The following is a 16355-nucleotide window of genomic DNA, read 5'->3' as shown; positions in this document are numbered from 1 at the left end:
GAGGTCAGCGGACCCGAGGCCACCCTGATAGTGATCTGGCTGACCACCTGGGCGGCGGGCGTCCCGCACGTGGTGCTGCTCAACGGCCGGCCGCCGCCCAGGTCTGCTCCTGCAACGCGGTGACCCGGGCCGACCTGGACGCGGCGATCGCCGGCGGGGCGACCGACGTGCCGGCGCTGAAGGCGTGCACCCGGGCCGGTACGAGCTGCGGCTCCTGCGTGCCGATGCTCAAGCAGCTGCTGGACGCCGCCGGGGTACGCCAGTCGACGGCGTTGTGCGAGCACTTCGACCACAGCCGGCAGGAGCTGTTCGACCTGATCCGGGTGCGGGGCATCAGCACGTTCTCCCGGCTCGTCGCCGAGCACGGGCGCGGCGGCGGGTGCGACATCTGCAAGCCGGTGGTGGCCTCGATCCTGGCCTCGCTCGGCACCGGGCACGTGCTCGACGGCGAGGCGGCGTCGCTCCAGGACACGAACGACCACTTCCTGGCCAACCTGCAACGCGACGGCAGCTACTCGGTGGTGCCCCGGATCCCCGGCGGGGAGATCACCCCGGAGAAGCTGATCGCGATCGGCGAGGTGGCGCGGGACTTCCGGCTCTACACGAAGATCACCGGTGGGCAGCGGATCGACCTGTTCGGCGCGCGGGTCGACCAGTTGCCGCAGATCTGGCGGCGGCTCGTCGACGCGGGCTTCGAGTCGGGTCACGCCTACGGCAAGGCGCTGCGCACCGTGAAGTCCTGCGTCGGCGACACCTGGTGCCGCTACGGCGTCCAGGACTCGGTCGGGCTCGCCGTCGCGCTGGAGCTGCGCTACCGGGGCCTGCGCGCGCCGCACAAGCTCAAGTCGGCGGTCTCCGGCTGCGCCCGCGAGTGCGCCGAGGCCCGGAGCAAGGACTTCGGGATCATCGCCACCGAGAGCGGCTGGAACCTGTACGTCGGCGGCAACGGCGGTTTCCGGCCCCGGCACGCCGACCTGTTCGCCACCGACCTGAGCACGGCGGAGCTGGTCACGCTCATCGACAGGTTCCTCATGTACTACATCCGCACCGCCGACCGGTTGCAGCGCACCGCCGCCTGGATCGAGGCCATGGACGGCGGCCTGGACCACCTCCGGTCGGTGCTCGTGGACGACTCGCTCGGGCTCTGCGCCGACCTCGACGCATCGATGGCCCGGCACGTCGCGAGCTACTCCGACGAGTGGCGCGACGTCCTGGAGGACCCGGACCGGCTGCGCCGCTTCACCTCGTTCGTCAACGCGCCGGACGTACCCGACCCGTCCATCACGTTCACCCAGGAACGGGGCCAGCCGGTGCCGGCCCGGGGCGCGCCCCCGGACGGCGGACACCGCCGCCAGCCCGTCGTGCTGGGCCTGCCGGAGGTACGCCGATGAGCCCCGTCGTCACGCTGGACTGGACCCCGGTCTGCCCGCTGGACCGGCTCGACCCCGGCCGGGGCGTGGCCGCGCTCGTCGACGGCGTCCAGGTGGCGGTCTTCCGCACCGGGGACGGGCTGTACGCGGTGGACAACCTCGACCCGGTCGGCGGCGCGTACGTCATGTCCCGGGGGCTGGTCGGCAGCCGGGGCGGGGTGCCCACGCTCGCCTCGCCGCTGCACAAGCAGGTCTACGACCTCACCACGGGACGGTGCCTGGACCTACCGGGCGTGACGCTGCGCCGGCATCCGGTGCGCTGCCGGGACGGCCTGGTCGAGGTGCGGTTACGGCAGGAGGAATGATGCGGGACGAGCTGGCCGGCTTCACCATCGGGGTCACCGCCGACCGGCGGCGCGACGAACTGGCCGCGCTGCTCCAGCGGCGTGGGGCGCGGGTGGTGCTCGCCCCGGCGCTACGGATCGTCCCGCTGGCCGACGACACCGACCTGCGTGAGGCCACCCGGGCCTGCCTGGAACAGCCGCCGGACGTGCTGATGGCGAACACCGGCATCGGCATGCGCGGCTGGCTGGAGGCGGCCGAGGGCTGGGGGCTGGCCGAGCCGCTGCGCAGCACGCTCGCCCGCGCCTACGTGGTGTCCCGCGGCCCGAAGGCGACCGGCGCGATCCGTGCCGCCGGGCTGCGCGAGCACTGGTCACCGGATTCGGAGAGCTGCGACGAGGTGGTCGAGCACCTGGTCCGGCGCGGGGTGGCCGGCCAGGTGGTGGCGATGCAACTGCACGGCGAGCGGCAGCCCGAGTGCGCCGACGCGCTGGTGGCGGCCGGCGCCACGGTGATCGAGGTGCCGGTGTACCGGTGGGCGCCGCCGGCCGACCCGGCGCCGCTGCACCGGCTCATCGACCTGGTGGCCGGGCGGCTCGTCGACGCCGTCACGTTCACCTCGGCCCCGGCGGCCGAGGCGCTGCTGCGGGCGGCCGGGGACCGTACCGAGACGGTGCTGGAGGCGCTGCGCGGTGACGTGCTGGCCGGGTGCGTCGGCACCGTCACCGCCGAGCCGCTGGTCCGCCGCGGGGTGCCGGTGAGCGCACCGAGCCGGGCCCGGCTGGGCGCGCTGGTCCGCACCATCGTCGAGGAACTGCCCCGGCGTACCGTCTCGGTGAAGGCGGCCGGGCACGTCCTGACGCTGCGCGGGCACGCCGCGGTGGTGGACGGCGAGCTGCGTCAGCTGGCGCCGGCGCCGATGGCGGTGCTGCGGGCACTCGCCGCGTCACCGGGGAAGGTGCTCTCCCGCACCGCGCTGCTGCGGACGCTGCCGCGCGGCGCCGACGAGCACGCGGTGGAGATGGCTGTCGCCCGCCTGCGAGCCGGGCTGAAGGCGCCCCGCGTGGTGCAGACGGTGGTCAAGCGGGGGTACCGCCTGCGGGTCGACTGACCCGCAGGCGGTCAGCCCACGGAGGCCGGGTAGCCGTGCTCGGCCTGGAGGCGGAGCATGGCGTGCTCCACCACGGTGACCAGCACCTGCTTGACCGAGTCCCGCTGGCGGGCGTCGCACAGGACCATCGGCACGTCCGGGGAGATGGCGAGCGCCTCCCGGACCTCCTCCAGCTCGTAGTGCGGCGCGTCGCCGAAGCGGTTCAACGCCACGACGTACGGCAGCTTGCGGTTCTCGAAGTAGTCCAGCGGCGCGAACGCGTCGGTGATCCGGCGGGTGTCCACGAGCACCGCCGCACCCACCGCGCCCCTGATGATCTCGTCCCACATGAACCAGAAGCGGGTCTGGCCCGGTGTGCCGAACAGGTAGAGGATCAGGTCCTCGGCCATCGTGATACGGCCGAAGTCCATGGCGACCGTGGTGGTCTCCTTGCCCGGCACCTTCGACGCGTCGTCGATTCCCACGCCGGCCGCGGTCATCAGCGCCTCGGTGGTCAGCGGCTGGATCTCGGAGATCGCCCCGACGAGCGTTGTCTTACCCACGCCGAAGCCACCCGCGATCACGATCTTCGCGGAGATGATCTCCCGGCCGCGGTTCACCCCGTCGGGGTCATAGTTCGCGAAGTCCACTTAGCACCCTTCCAAGCAGGTTCATCCGCGCCGCGAAACCCGTCGCGGGAGCGGCAGTGTGTAGCGTCAGCAGGCCCTCGGCCACCATGTCGGCGACCAGCACCCGGGTGACGCCCAGCGGCATCCGGGTGTAAGCGGCGATTTCCGCAAGCGACTGCGCCCGGCCCTCACAGACCGAGGAGATGCGGTACTTGTCGTGCCCGGCGAAGCGCGCCTCGGCCGACTGCGTCGGCGTGCTCGACAGCACCGCTTCGAGCGCGATGTTCTGCAACGGCTCGGTGCGGCCCCGGGTGACCGCGTACGGCCTCACCAGCGCGCCACGTGGATCACGTCGCGGGTCCATCTCGCGATCACCTCCCCTCGTTCGGAGCCGCACCGGCTCCGGTCGTCAGCTCCCCGCTCCGATCAGGACCGGACCGCGTCCCTCGGCAGCGGGACCAGTGCCTGGCCGACCCGCTCCACCAGCAGTGCCATCTCGTAACCCACCTGGCCGACGTCGCAGCTGCGCGCCGCGAGCACGGCCATCGACGAACCGTCGCTGATGGACATCAGAAACAGGTAGCCGCTGTCCATCTCGATCACGGTCTGCAGCACCCCACCGGCGCTGAACATCCGCGCCGCGCCCTCGGTCAGGCTCACCACGCCGGAGGTGATCGCGGCGAGTTGGTCGGCCCGGTCGCCGGGCAGATCCCGCGAGGAGGCGAGCAGCAGCCCGTCCGCGGACACCGCCACCACGTGCGCGATGCCCGCAACGCTGTCGGCGAAGTTGGTGAGAAGCCACCCCATGTCCTGCATGGCCGCCGGCCTGTTCATCGGTTCGTCTCCTTGGTCGAGGTGCTGTTCAGGTCGGCGCCGGCCGTACGGCCCCGCTGGACGCCACGGTGGTAGGCGGAGAGCAGACCGCGTACCTCGTCCGGCGTGCGCCGGCTGCGGTCCCGGCCGCTCTTCGGCTCTATTCCGCCGGGCACGAGCTGGGCCTGCGGAACCCGCTTGGGCAGGCCGGAGCGGGTGGTCCCGCCGGTGGTGGGCTCCGCGGCACGGCTGGCCCGCGACCAGCCCTCGTCGGCCGCCGTACGCCAGGCCTCCGGGTCGATCGACGGCGCGGGCGCGGGCTCGGCGGCGGGTGGCGTCGGGGGCGGCGTCGCGGCCGCCGGCGGCGTGGACGGAACCTCCGGCGGGCTGTACGCGGGCGGCGTCGTCGACGTGGTCAGCCCCGACGCCTGGGCCCCCGGGGTACGGGTGGGCAGCTTCGGACGCGCCGACGCCGCGGGGGGCGCCACCGCCGGCTGTGCCGGCGCGGGCGGCTCGTCGAACGTGGGACGGGTGAAGATGGTGGTCTCGTCCTCTCCGTGCGAACGGAACCAGACCGCCTCCATCTCACGGAATATCGGCGCCTCGGCCCGCTGCTCGGGCCGGGCCACCACCGGCGTCGCCGGGGTGCTCTCCACCGCCGGCGCCGCGGCGAGCGGCTGGTAGGCCGGAGGTGCGGCCTGGGTCGCGGGTTGCGCCGACTCGACACCGGGCGTCCGCTTGGGCAGCGGGTCCAGCGCGGGGTACGCCACCGTCGGCCCGCCGGCCGACCAGCCCGCTCCGGAGACCGGAGCCGGCGCGGCGGGCGCCGCGGCCACCGGGGCGGGCGCCGCCACAGTCGGCAGCGCGCCGGTCGCCCCACCCAGCTGTACGGCGGGAGTGGTGTCGCGCGTCTCGGCGGGCGTCTGCCACCGGGACGGCGGGGCGGTGGTCGCCCCGCGCCACTGGTCGGCGAGCGTCGCGGTGGCAGCGCCCCGCCCGGCTCCGGCCAGCGCGTCACCGGCGCCGACCTGGCTGAGCGGGGACTGCTCGACGGCGAGCGGCTGACGCGGCCGGGTAAGCGGTGCCTGGCCCCGGTTGGCCGGCAGCACCACCGTCGAGTTCGGCAGCGTGACCTGGGCGACGGTGCCGCCCTCGACGTTGCGGCGCAGCTCGACGCGGATCCCGTAGCGGGACGCGAGCCGGCTGACCACGGCCAGACCCATCAGCCGGAACGCGGCCACGTCGACGGTCGGCGGCGCGGCCAGGCGCCGGTTGAGCGAGTCGAGCTGGTCGTCGCTGAGGCCCAGACCGCGGTCCTCGATCTGGATCAGCACATAGTCGCGGATCCGGCGGCCGTCGGCCACCACAGTGGTGTTCGGCGGCGAGAACCGGGTTGCGTTGTCGAGCAGCTCGGCGACCAGCCGGACGACGTCGTTGACGGCGTGCGCGGCCACCGAGATGTCGGTGTCGACGGTGCCGAACTCGATCCGGTTGTAGAGCTCGACCTCGGACTGCGCGGCGCGCAGCACGTCGACCAGGAGCGCGTCGTCGCGGCGCGGCACGGCCGAGTCGGCGCCGGCGAGCACCAGCAGGTTCTCGTCGTTGCGGCGCATCCGGGTGGCGAGGTGGTCCAGCTCGAACAGCTGCGCCAGCCGCTTCGGGTCCTCCTCGGACCGCTCGATCGCGTCCAGTTCGCCGATCATGCGGTCGACCAGGCTCTGCGAGCGGCGGGCCAGGTTGAGGAACATCGCCGAGACGCTCGTCCGCAGCGCGGCCTGTTCGGCCGCGACCCGGACCGCCTCGCGGTGGACCACGTTGAAGGCCACCGCCACCTGACCGACCTCGTCGCGGTTGCTCAGCTTGATCGGGTCCCGTACCTGCTGGACGATCTCGTCCACACCGCCGTCACCGATGGCGTTGACGTTCTGCAGCCGGCTCACCGCGTCCGGCAGGTCGTGGTTGGCCACGGCGAGTGCGCCCTCGCGCAGCCGGCGCAGCGAGTCGTTGAGCGAGCGGGCCAGCACCACGGCGAGCGTCACCGCGACCGCGAGCGTGAGCAGCACGAGCAGGCTCTCCACGATCGCCTGCCGGATCACGTCGGCGCGTGCCTCGTCGGCGTCGGCCAGCATCTCGTCCAGGAGCTGGATCTCGGCCCACCGCATCAGGTCGTCGACCGCGCCGATGGCGGCCGACGCCTCGTCGCGGGTGACCAGCGCCGGACGCCCGATGGACCGGGAGACGTCGCCGGCGACCCGGTCGGCGAGCTGGACGGCGTCACCGGAGACGGTGCGGTCCACCAGGGCCCGCTGGCCCGGCGTCGCGGTCCGGGAGAAGGTGAGCAGCGCCTCCTGCTGACCGGTGAGCGTGGCCACGAAGGACGAGAACTGCTCCTCGCCGACCTGCCCGCCGTCGAGGGCGGTGAAGGCCACCGCCTGCTCCTCGGCCACCTGGGCCTTGGCGTGGGCGAACGCGGCCACCGCGCGGCGGGCGTCGGCCAGGCTGTCCGCGCCCGGCTGCTGGGCCAGCGCGTCGCTGTACGCGACCAGGTCGTCGAGCACGATGCCGTAGCGCAGGCTCGCCTCGGCCACCGGCATCTGCAGCCGGTCCAGCACTTCCTGGCGGGTGCCGTTCAACGTGGACAGGTGGGCGTCGATCACCTTGAGCTGGTTGCTGATCGCGCCGGACACGTCGCCGAGCTTGCCGCGCTCGTCCTGGTACGCCGCGATGCGCTCGTCGGTCTGGCGCACCCGCAGGTTGTACGCGTCCGGCTTCTGGTTCGGGTCGGCCAGGAAGACCGCCGCCGCCATCCGCTCCTTGTGCAGGTCCTGAGTGAGCGCCGCGATGTCGACGGACACCGCGCTCAGCGACCGGACCCGGTCCGCCTCGTACGCGCCCTCGCCGACCGAAACGAGTCGGATAGTTGCCAGTGCGATGACAGCGGCGACCGGAACGACCAGGATGAGGGCGAGCTTGGAGCGGATCCGCGCGTCGCGCAGCCTGGGCAGGCGCCGGCGCCGGTTCCGCTGTTCGGCGTTGGGGCTCCCGGGCAGGGTCGTAGGTCCGGTGCTCACGACATCGCCTCCGTCGTTTCTTCCACGCGCGACCCGCTGACCCGTGCCTGGTGCAGCGGCCAGCGCCACGCGCGGCACGGCCGCGATTTCATCAGACGAGATCCTGTTTGGGAAGCCGCAGTGAGGCAGGAAACGGTCGCGGCCGACGCATCCCGGGATCCGATCACCTAATACCTTCTTTTCTCCAACCCCCTGAACAGGGGATGTCACTCCAGAGTGGTCACGCGCATCTGTGCAGTAATTGTCAGTTAATGTTCCGTGTCCCCAGCATGTGGGATGGCTGTCCCGAAACAGCACTCGTCAGCCCGGCTTGACCACAGGCCCCGGCATTGGCAAGGTTTTGCAGGCTTCGCGCACACCGTACGGCAAACCAATCCCGTTCCTCCACTGAGGACGGACGAGCGGCGGTGATCGGGCGTCGGCCCGCGCCGCACCTGGAGGACTGAGTTGAGCCCCATCCGCTCCGCGAGCATCGCGGCGCTCGCATCGGCCGTGCTGGCCACCACGCTCACCGGCTGCGGGATCGGCGGGGAACCGCAGGACACCAGCCCGATCGTGATCGCCGCCGACCTGGAACTCTCCGGCGCGTCGGCGCCGGTCGGCAAGGTCTACCAACGGGCTCTGCAACTGAAGGTCGAGCAGTTGAACGCCTCCGGCGCACTGGGCGGCCGGAAGATCGATCTGCGGGTCAAGGACAACCGCTCGGATGCCGCGGAATCCTTGCGGAACATCAATGATTTCAGCGGTGACTCACGCGTGAGCGCGGTCATCATGGGCGGCTGCAACGAATGCGCCGTCGGCGCGGCCCGAACGATCGGCGAGAAGCGCATTCCGACGATCGCACTGGGGTCGTCCAGCGACATCACCGAGCCGGTGGCCGAGCGCCGATATGTCTTCAAGCTCGCCCCGAACGCCACCGACAGCGCCGCCGCGCTCGCCGCGGAACTGGAGCGGCGCGAGATCCGCAAGGTGGCGCTGCTGCACAGCGCCGAGGGTTACGGCCAGGAAGGGCTCGCCGCCCTGCGCCGTGAGCTGAGCAAGACCTCCGTGAAGCTGGTCGCCAACGAGTCGGTGCGGGTCACCGACACCGAGGTCGGCACGCAGATCAACGAGTTGGTCGCCCGCAAGCCGCAGGCACTGGTCCTGTGGACCACGCCGGAGCAGGCGATGCTCGCCGCCACCACGGCACGGCAGAGCAAGTTCCGCGGGTCGCTGTTCTTCGACGCCACGGCCGCCGGTGACCTCTTCCTGGGCCCCTCGGCCCGCTCCACGGACGAGGCCACGCTGATCTTCACCCAGACCATGGTGATCGACGACGTGATCGCCACCACCCCGGCCAAGGCCGCGCGACGGCAGTGGTTCCAGGACTACACCGCCCGGTTCGGCGGCTACAACGGCTTCTCCTCCTTCGCGGCGGACGCGGTCCAGCTGATCGCCGACGCCGAGCTGCAGGCCGGCGGCGAGCCGGGCAAGGTCGACCGGGACGGGCTGCGCGACGTGCTGGAGACGTCGCAGCTCGATGGGCTCTCCGGGCCGATCCGGATGACGCCGGACAACCACTCCGGGCTGATGCCGCAGGCGTTGACGACGCTGGTGGCCCGTGGTGGTCGTTGGCGGCTGGCCGGCTGATCGCTTGGTCGGTTGCGGTGGGGGTGTGGCCCCACCGCAACCGGCTCCGGGCGGTCAAGCTTGATCCCTGCGCCGGTTGCGGTGGGGCCAAACCTGTCGTGGGCCGCCGGCACCCGCGGGTTGAGGTTTCCTTCTGGGTGCTCGGTCGACGTCGGGTTTTCGTCTCGGGGTGTCAGCGGGCTGAGGTGGTGGCCTTCACCCAGGGCAGGGCCAGGCGCTCGACCAGGCTCAGTGCGGCGTAGAGCACGATGCTCATCAGCGCCACCAGCACGATCGCCGCCCACGCGGTAGCGGTGTCGCCGACGCCGTTGTACTGGAGGATCTGGTAACCCAGGCCCGGGCGGTCCGAGTAGAACTCCCCGATCACCGCGCCGATCGCGGCGAGCGGCATGGCCACCTTGAGACCGACGAAGATCTGCGGCAGCGCCGCCGGGAAGCGCACCTTGCGGAACGACTGCCACCACGAGGCGTTGAGTGACCGGCCCAGCTCCGCCAGGTCCGCCGGGGTGGTGGTCAGTCCGGTCGCGGTGGAGAGCACGATCGGGAAGAAGCAGAGCAGGAACACCATGGTCAGGATCGGCTTCTGCCCCCAGCCCACGGCTACCACGAGCAGCGGCCCGAACGCGATCTTCGGGACCGCGTTCACCGCCACCAGCAGCGGCGCGAACATCCGTTCCACCCGGCTGGAGGCGGCCAGTGCCATCCCGATCAGCACCCCGGCCACCGACGAGAGCAGGAAGCCGAACACCGTCATCCAGGTGGTGATGCCCAGCGCGGGCAGCAGCACCTCGGTGGTGCCGGCGAGGGACTTCCCCACCGCCTGCGGCGGGGGCAGCGCGGCCGGGTGCACCAGGTTCAGGCCCGAGGTGACCAGCCACCAGGCCGCCACCGCGATCACCAGGCCGAGCGCCGGCAGCCCGACCGCCGCCGGGCGTACGGCGATCCCGCGCCGGACCGCCGGGCGCGGCGGCGCCTCCGGCCGGGCCTCGGTCGACTGTGTCAACGTGTCCTCCTCTCTGCGCCGGTCGGTGTGACCGGCACGCGAAGGGGGTGCGCCCCACCGGGGTGTCCGGCGGGTCGCACCCCCGTTGGCCCGAGCGGGCCGGTCAGGCCTTCGGCGCGAGGTTGAAGTCGATGATCTGGTCCGGGGTGAGGTTCTGCTTCAGCGCACCGGCGCCCTGCAGCAGCGCGATGCTCTTGGCCACCCGGCCACTGTCCAGCGTGCCGATCGCGGTGCCGGAGTTGCTCGACCGCACGTACGCGGCCATCAGCTGAAGCTCGGCGGACGCCGCGGCCGGGACGGCGGCCGGCACGTTCTTCTTCAGGATCTCGGCCGCCTCGTCCGGGTGGGCCAGCGAGTACTCCAGGCCCTTGAGCAGCGCGGCGGTGAACTTCTTCACCATCTCCGGCTTCTCCTTGGCGATCTTCGACGAGGTGATCAGCGCGTTGCCGTAGAGGTCCTGCATCACGTTGCTGTACGGCAGGACGACCGGCTTCTTCTTGGTCACCGTCTCCACCGTCGGCTGGCCGACGACGAACTGGCCGATGCCGTCCACCGAGCCCGAGCCGAGCATGCCGATCAGGCCCTGCGCCTCACCGTTGACCCAGGTCACCTTGCTGCCGTCGATGCCGGCGAGCCGCGCGTACGTCGGGAAGAGGTTGCGCACGACGGACGTCGGGGTGTCGGCGAGCTTCTTGCCCTCGAGGTCCTTCGGGGTGGCGATGTTCTTGCCCTCGACCGTGACGATCGCGGCCATGGTGCGCTGCTGAATTGCGGCCACCGCCACGAAGTCCTTCGCCTGGCCGTTGCCGAGCTGGAGGATGCCACCGGTCAGGTCGATCGGGCCGAAGTCGGCCTGGCCGCCGGTGATGGTCTGGATCACGGAGCCGGTGCCCTGACCGGGCTTGATGTCGACGTCGAAACCGGCCTCCTTGAAGAAGCCCTTGTCCTTCGCCACCCAGGCGTAGGAGTCACGCCCGAAGTTGCCGAACGAGGTGAGGTACGTCACCTTCTCCAGCGCCGCGCCGTTGCCGCCGCCGCTCTCGGACTTGTCCGAGTCGCTGCTGCAGCCGCCCACCAGGGCGAGGGCGGTGGCCAGAGCCGCGGCGGCGACCGTGCGGGTCAGCCTTCTCATCAGTGCACCATGTCCTTTCCGACCAGGACTTCTTCGCCGGTCGGGTCGTGGGTCCGACGGGGTCGGCACGTGGGTTCGGCCGACTGGACCGTCGTGAGGGGACTCTTCGCGCGCAACAGCGTACGAGAAGCCAGATGACCTGCCGCCGCCGTCCCGGTTGCGGAACGGAAACGAAGTTGCGTGACGGAAAGCGGACTGACGTCCACCCCGGACGGTGCTATAAGCACGGTCGGCTACGCTAGCCCGGCTCGCATTCGGACGATGTGGAAGGGAGCCGGCGGAAGATGATCCGACTGTCCGGGGTGTCCCGCACCTTCGACGGCCGTTCGGGGCGGGTGGAGGCGTTGCGCGGCATCGACCTCGACGTCGCCGAAGGCGAGTTCGTCGCCGTCCTCGGCCGGTCCGGCTGCGGCAAGTCCACGCTGCTGCGCATGATCGCCGGCCTGCTCCCGGTCACCGGCGGTGAGATCACCGTGGGCGGTACGCCGATCACGAAGCCCCGCCGCGACGTGGCGATGCTGTTCCAGCGGCCGGCGCTGCTGCCCTGGCGCTCGGTGCTGGACAACGTGCTGCTGCCGGTGGAGATCTTCGGCTGGCGCCGCGCCGAGCACCGCGACCGGGCCCGCCAGTTGCTGGAGATGGCCGGGCTGGGCGGCTTCGAGAAGCGCCTCCCGCACGAGCTGTCCGGCGGCATGCAGCAGCGCGTGTCGCTGTGCCGGTCGCTGGTCGGCTCGCCCCGGGTGATGCTCATGGACGAGCCGTTCTCCGCGCTCGACGCGCTCACCCGCGAGGAACTCTCCGGCGAACTCCAGCGCGTGCACATGGAGACGAAGGCGACGATCGTCTTCGTCACCCACTCGATCGACGAGGCGGTGCTGCTCGCCGACCGGGTCGTCGTGCTCAGCCCGCGCCCCGGGCGCATCCGCGAGGTGGTCGAGGTGAACGTCCCCCGGCCGCGCACGCTGGGCCGCCACGAACACCTGGAAGACGTCGCGCGGATCAGCGCCGAGCTGCACGAACTGCTGATGGAGCGGGACGCCCCCGGCGTACCCGTCGGAGGCCGGTGACCATGCGGGTCTCGGTGTTCACCGAACCCCACCGCGGTGCGGACTACGACGACCAGCTCCGGTTCGCCCGGCTGGTCGAGGAGACCGGCTTCGAGGGCTTCTTCCGGGCCGACCACTACCGGGCCATGGGGGACGAACCGGCGCCGCCCGGCCCCACCGACGCCTGGCTGACGCTCGCCGCGCTGGCCCGGGAGACCTCCCGGATCCGCCTCGGCACGCTCGTCACGTCCGCCACGTTCCGGCTCCCCGGGCCGCTCGCCGTCATGGTCGCCCAGGTCGACCGGATGAGCGGCGGCCGGGTCGAGCTGGGCATCGGCGCCGGATGGTACGAGCGCGAGCACACCGCGTACGGCATCCCGTTCCCGCCGGTCAGCGAGCGATTCGACCGGCTCGCCGAGCAGCTGGAGATCGTCACCGGCCTGTGGCGCACCCCGGCCGACGAGACGTACAGCTTCACCGGTGAGCACTACCGGCTGGTCGACGCGCCCGCGCTGCCCAAGCCGGTGCAGCAGCCCGGCCCGCCGGTGATCGTCGGTGGCCGGGGACCGAAGCGCACCCCCGAGCTGGCCGCCCGCTACGCCGACGAGTTCAACATGCCGTTCAAGAGCGTGGCCGAGACCGCCGCCGCGTACGAGCGGGTACGCGAGGCGTGCGACCGCGCCGGGCGGGACGCCTCCGGCCGCGCGCCGCTGACACTCTCCGCCGGCATCGTGGTGGCGATCGGACGCACCGACGCCGAGGCGCAGCGCCGGGCCGCGCCGCTGCACGTCTCCAGCGCGCTGCCGCCGGAGGACCCGGTGGTCGGCTCCCCCGCCCAGTTGGTCGACCGGATCGGCGAGTTCGCCGCCATCGGGGCCACCCGGGTGCACCTGCGCCTGATCGACTTCGACGACCTCGACCACGTGGAGCTCATCGCCGCCGAGGTGCTCCCCCGACTGGACGGACCACGATGACCGAACTCTCCGCCGACCTCGAACTCGGCCCGGTGGGCCAGGAGATCGTGTACGAGAACGACCGCGTACGCGTCTGGCACATCCGGCTGGAGCCGGGTGAGCGGCAGCCGCTGCACCGCCACGACCACCCGTACCTGGTGGTGGCCATCCAGGGCGCCAAGAACGTGGTGCAGACGATCGACGGCACCACCATCGACGCCGACGAGCCGACCGGCGGCGTGGTCTACCGCGACCCGGGCGCGGTGCACATGCTCACCAACGTCGGCGACACCACCTACCTCGCGCGCCTGGTCGAGCTGAAGTAGCCACACCGGCGGGTTCGCCGCGCCGCGCGGCGGCAAGGTGGCGATCGGGGTCACCGGGCCGTAACGTGCCCGACATGGCCTTTCGGACGTGGGGCAGGCTGCTGCTCACGGCGCTCGGGGTGAGCGTACTGGCCGGGGCCGGCCAGTTGGGGATCGCGTACGGCTTCGGAGTCGTACGCCTCGACGGCGCGTTCGTGGACGTCTCGGTCAACCGGTGGCCCGCCCAGCTCGTCTGGGTGGGCTGGTTCGCCGCTGTCGCCACGGTCGCCGGAGCCGTCCTCACCGAGCGCTTCGCCCGCCGCGACGACAGTCCCGGCGGCACCACCGAACTGCTCTCCATCGCCGGCATCAGCGCGCTGGGCGCGATGGTGGTCGCCCCGCTGTGCATGCAACCGGCCCGCGCGGCCGAGCTGGGCGGATCCGTCGACCCGGTCTGGGCCGCCGGCATCTGCGCCGCCCTCGGCGCGGTCGTCGGGGCGGGCGCGGCGATCGCCGTCCTGCTCAAGCCGCCGTTCGGCTGGGGCGTGGCGATCACCGCCGGCATCGTCTGGCTGCTGGCGCTGCTCTCCGTCGCACCCACGATCGTCGCCAACCGCCCGCTCGCCACGGTACGGCTCGGCGTCCTCGAACCCTCCTGGCTCGATCCGGAGGCGGCCCAACGCCTGTCCATGCTGCTGCTGCCGGTGCTCGCTCTGCTGGCCGGCGGTGCGGTCGGCGTACTCGCGCGCCGGGCCGAATGGCCGCCACTGGTCGGCGGCGCGGCCGGGGCGGCCGGTCCGGTGCTCGTGGCGTTCGCCTACCTGACCGCCGGTCCCGGCTCGGCGACCGACCGCTACCAGGTCGCGCCCTACTACGGCGCGCTGATCGCCGTGATCGCCGGTGCGCTCGGCTCGACCGCCACCACCGTGCTGCCCCGCCCGGTCACCGCCACCGGCGACCCCGACGCGGTCGAGGCCACCGACATCCTCGCGCCGCTGCCGCACTCGTCCGCGCCGGGCGTCCCGGCCGCCCCGCCCGAGCCTCCGGTGACGAGCGGCGCCGCCGCGCCCGCGCACTGGAACTGGCCGGAGCCCGGCGGCTCGGCCACGGCGACGGCCGGCACCGATCTTCCCGCCGCCGGCCGGCCGGCCCTCGCGGATCTGCCCGCCGTCGATCAGCCGGCAGTTGCGGAACGGCCGGTGGGCGAGCGCTCGGCCGTCGCCGACACGGGCCACGGCCAGCCCATGCCGGGTCTACTGCCCCCGGGCCGCCGGACCTCGGCCATCGACGTCCTCGCCGCGGGCCGCCCCGACCCGGTCCCGGGCACGGGCACGGGCACGGGCACGGGCACGGGCACGGGCACGGGCACGGTCGAGGGTCCCGGCACGGGCACAGGCCACGCGGGCAGCACCGGCGAGGCGGCCACCACGGACCGTGCGACCGCTCTCGACCCGGCCGTCGCCGGTTCCGAACCCGCCGATGGAGCGTCCGGGCAGGCGACAGCCGCACCGACCGACAGCGGGGCCGTCTCCACCACGTCGGCCACCGGCTCCGGCTCCGCAGCCGGGACCGACGGTGCCGCACCGGAAGCGGCGGCGACCGCGCCCCGGGTGACCCGGCCGCGCCGCACCCGCGCCGGCCGGTCCGCCGAGCCGATCGACGGACCGGCGTCACGCGCCGACGGCATCACCGCACCTCGCCCCGCGGACGTCTCCTCCCCGAGCGCCGGTGCGGGCACCACCTCGAACGAGACGTCACCGGCCACCGCCGAGGGCCAGGTGCCCGGCCCGCGTACGGATGGCGGCGCACCCGCCGGACCGGTCGCGGCCGAGACGGACAGCGCCGTCCCCGCCGGACCAGCCACTACCGACGCGGGCAGCGCCACCCCGGCCGCGCCGCCGGCCGAAGCCACCGGCCGCTCCACCCGCTCCCGGCGTCCCCGCGCCTCGAAGGCCGGACCGCGCGCCACCGGCCCGGCCACTCCCGAGTCCGACCCGGCCGACGCCGCACCGACGACGGCGGGCGGGCAGGCCGAAGCGGTGCCGACGAAGACCAGCGCCCAGGACGGCTCGTCCGACGCCGCGCCGACGGCGACCGGCCGCCGGACCCGGCCGGCACCGGACGCCACCGACACCGCCCCGATCCCCCAGGCCGCGAACCCCGCCCGGAACGACGCGAGCGCCGTCTCGGCACCGGACCGCACGGACTCTGGCGCGCCTGACGGTTCCCTCGGCAGCCCGGCTCCCCGTGCCGACTCCAACGAGGTCGCGTCGCCGGGGCGTACCGGACGCAACTTCTTCTTCGACGACCCGGCGCCGGTCCCGTCGCCCCGGCCCCGGTTCCCGATGTTCGAGGACGTGACCGGGGCGCCCGGCGAGGTGCGCCCGGCCTGGCCGATCACCCCGGCGGGCCGCCCGCACCGCGCGACCACCGAACCGGACGCACCGGCTCGGGACGCCGCGGAGGCGAACGTCCCGGCCGAGCCGGCGCCGCGTCCCCGCCACCGGGGTCTGCCCGAGCCGGGCGCGAGCACCGGATGGGACGCGCTCGCCACGAACGCCCGCCCGGCAGGGCCGCTCACCCGGCCCGAGGCGGGGAAGCCTGTCGCCCGGCCCGCGACGACCGCCGCACCGGGCGAGGCGGGTGCCGCACTGCCGGACACCACCGCCGCACTGCGGGAGGCCACCGCCACGGAGACGGAGGCGGACTCCCGGCGCGGGCGGCACGCCGGACCGGACGACGCCGACGCGTCCGGCGGGAAGTCGAAGCCCCGGCGCGGCCTGTTCCGGCGCAACCGGGCCAAGGACGAGCCGGAGCCGGCCGAGCGTACGGCCGAGCCGACCACCGCTGCCGACGACGAGTACGTGGACTGGGTGGCCGGTCTCGCCTCGGACGACAACGCCGACGACGCCCGCTCGCTGCGGACCGGACGGCACCACCGCGACTGAACGACGGCCGGGGCGGACCGGGTC

14 protein-coding genes are annotated in these 16355 nt (G+C 73.2%); 8 read left to right on the top strand and 6 right to left on the bottom strand.

From position 1 onward, the window contains the following. From AC2CHG_RS07350 to AC2CHG_RS07340, 3 genes are all read left to right on the top strand, one after another. Window positions 1-1391, top strand: a 1391-nt coding sequence (locus AC2CHG_RS07350; protein WP_484524416.1) for a (2Fe-2S)-binding protein, incomplete at its 5' end; no start/stop codon positions are given. Further along, window positions 1388-1735 carry a nitrite reductase small subunit NirD gene (gene nirD, locus AC2CHG_RS07345; protein WP_484524415.1) on the top strand — a complete coding sequence of 116 codons (348 nt, stop codon included), beginning with the start codon at window positions 1388-1390 and terminating at the stop codon, window positions 1733-1735. The genes AC2CHG_RS07350 and nirD, both read left to right, overlap by 4 nt. Then, window positions 1735-2823 carry a uroporphyrinogen-III synthase gene (locus AC2CHG_RS07340; protein WP_194801405.1) on the top strand — a complete coding sequence of 363 codons (1089 nt, stop codon included), beginning with the start codon at window positions 1735-1737 and terminating at the stop codon, window positions 2821-2823. The genes nirD and AC2CHG_RS07340 overlap by 1 nt, the downstream gene beginning before the upstream one ends. Window positions 2824-2834: 11 nt before the next feature. Here the strand turns inward: AC2CHG_RS07340 and AC2CHG_RS07335 are convergent, their stop codons facing one another. From AC2CHG_RS07335 to AC2CHG_RS07320, 4 genes are all read right to left on the bottom strand, one after another. Next, window positions 2835-3452: a GTP-binding protein gene (locus AC2CHG_RS07335; RefSeq protein ID WP_013288586.1), complete on the bottom strand. Its 618-nt coding sequence runs from the start codon at window positions 3450-3452 to the stop codon at window positions 2835-2837. Further along, window positions 3433-3795 carry a DUF742 domain-containing protein gene (locus AC2CHG_RS07330; RefSeq protein ID WP_013288587.1) on the bottom strand — a complete coding sequence of 121 codons (363 nt, stop codon included), beginning with the start codon at window positions 3793-3795 and terminating at the stop codon, window positions 3433-3435. Before AC2CHG_RS07330 ends, AC2CHG_RS07335 begins: the two co-directional genes overlap by 20 nt. Before the next feature lie 62 nt (window positions 3796-3857). Beyond that, window positions 3858-4265 (bottom strand): roadblock/LC7 domain-containing protein, encoded by a 408-nt coding sequence (locus AC2CHG_RS07325; RefSeq protein WP_013288588.1) that lies wholly within the window; start codon window positions 4263-4265, stop codon window positions 3858-3860. Continuing rightward, a complete protein-coding gene (locus AC2CHG_RS07320) occupies window positions 4262-7315 on the bottom strand; it encodes a sensor histidine kinase (protein WP_194801406.1) in 3054 nt (1017 codons plus the stop codon). Before AC2CHG_RS07320 ends, AC2CHG_RS07325 begins: the two co-directional genes overlap by 4 nt. Before the next feature lie 447 nt (window positions 7316-7762). On the opposite strand from AC2CHG_RS07320, the gene AC2CHG_RS07315 reads away from it, so the two are divergent. Continuing rightward, the gene (locus tag AC2CHG_RS07315) at window positions 7763-8944 is read left to right on the top strand and encodes an ABC transporter substrate-binding protein (RefSeq protein WP_194801407.1); all 1182 of its coding nucleotides are present in this window, start codon (window positions 7763-7765) and stop codon (window positions 8942-8944) included. Window positions 8945-9116: 172 nt separating this feature from the next. Here AC2CHG_RS07315 and AC2CHG_RS07310 read toward each other — a convergent pair whose 3' ends face one another. After that, window positions 9117-9947: an ABC transporter permease gene (locus tag AC2CHG_RS07310; protein WP_194801408.1), complete on the bottom strand. Its 831-nt coding sequence runs from the start codon at window positions 9945-9947 to the stop codon at window positions 9117-9119. Between the two features lie 103 nt (window positions 9948-10050). Then, window positions 10051-11079: an ABC transporter substrate-binding protein gene (locus tag AC2CHG_RS07305; protein WP_194801409.1), complete on the bottom strand. Its 1029-nt coding sequence runs from the start codon at window positions 11077-11079 to the stop codon at window positions 10051-10053. Between the two features lie 284 nt (window positions 11080-11363). On the opposite strand from AC2CHG_RS07305, the gene AC2CHG_RS07300 reads away from it, so the two are divergent. The 4 genes from AC2CHG_RS07300 to AC2CHG_RS07285 all read left to right on the top strand — a co-directional run bounded on the left by AC2CHG_RS07300 (window position 11364) and on the right by AC2CHG_RS07285 (window position 16331). Continuing rightward, complete coding sequence (locus tag AC2CHG_RS07300) at window positions 11364-12146, top strand: ABC transporter ATP-binding protein (protein ID WP_194801410.1); 783 nt, start codon at window positions 11364-11366, stop codon at window positions 12144-12146. A 2-nt stretch (window positions 12147-12148) separates the two neighbouring features. Continuing rightward, complete coding sequence (locus AC2CHG_RS07295) at window positions 12149-13099, top strand: LLM class F420-dependent oxidoreductase (RefSeq protein WP_262013266.1); 951 nt, start codon at window positions 12149-12151, stop codon at window positions 13097-13099. After that, complete coding sequence (locus AC2CHG_RS07290; RefSeq protein ID WP_013288595.1) at window positions 13096-13404, top strand: cupin domain-containing protein; 309 nt, start codon at window positions 13096-13098, stop codon at window positions 13402-13404. The genes AC2CHG_RS07295 and AC2CHG_RS07290 overlap by 4 nt, the downstream gene beginning before the upstream one ends. A 74-nt stretch (window positions 13405-13478) precedes the next feature. Continuing rightward, complete coding sequence (locus AC2CHG_RS07285) at window positions 13479-16331, top strand: hypothetical protein (RefSeq protein WP_484524414.1); 2853 nt, start codon at window positions 13479-13481, stop codon at window positions 16329-16331. Window positions 16332-16355: the final 24 nt, after the last annotated feature.

Source organism: Micromonospora sp. ATLC20 (assembly GCF_057196585.1).
Note: the sequence above shows the minus strand (reverse complement) of the source record. Positions and strands in the feature narration are given on the sequence as shown.

Coding starts and splice junctions, on each gene's coding strand:
- AC2CHG_RS07300 (WP_194801410.1), top strand. CDS start 11,364: ATGATCCGACTGTCCGGGGTGTCCCGCACCTTCGACGGCCGTTCGGGG.
- nirD (WP_484524415.1), top strand. CDS start 1,388: ATGAGCCCCGTCGTCACGCTGGACTGGACCCCGGTCTGCCCGCTGGAC.
- AC2CHG_RS07340 (WP_194801405.1), top strand. CDS start 1,735: ATGCGGGACGAGCTGGCCGGCTTCACCATCGGGGTCACCGCCGACCGG.
- AC2CHG_RS07325 (WP_013288588.1), bottom strand. CDS start 4,265: ATGAACAGGCCGGCGGCCATGCAGGACATGGGGTGGCTTCTCACCAAC.
- AC2CHG_RS07330 (WP_013288587.1), bottom strand. CDS start 3,795: ATGGACCCGCGACGTGATCCACGTGGCGCGCTGGTGAGGCCGTACGCG.
- AC2CHG_RS07295 (WP_262013266.1), top strand. CDS start 12,149: ATGCGGGTCTCGGTGTTCACCGAACCCCACCGCGGTGCGGACTACGAC.
- AC2CHG_RS07305 (WP_194801409.1), bottom strand. CDS start 11,079: ATGAGAAGGCTGACCCGCACGGTCGCCGCCGCGGCTCTGGCCACCGCC.
- AC2CHG_RS07290 (WP_013288595.1), top strand. CDS start 13,096: ATGACCGAACTCTCCGCCGACCTCGAACTCGGCCCGGTGGGCCAGGAG.
- AC2CHG_RS07285 (WP_484524414.1), top strand. CDS start 13,479: ATGGCCTTTCGGACGTGGGGCAGGCTGCTGCTCACGGCGCTCGGGGTG.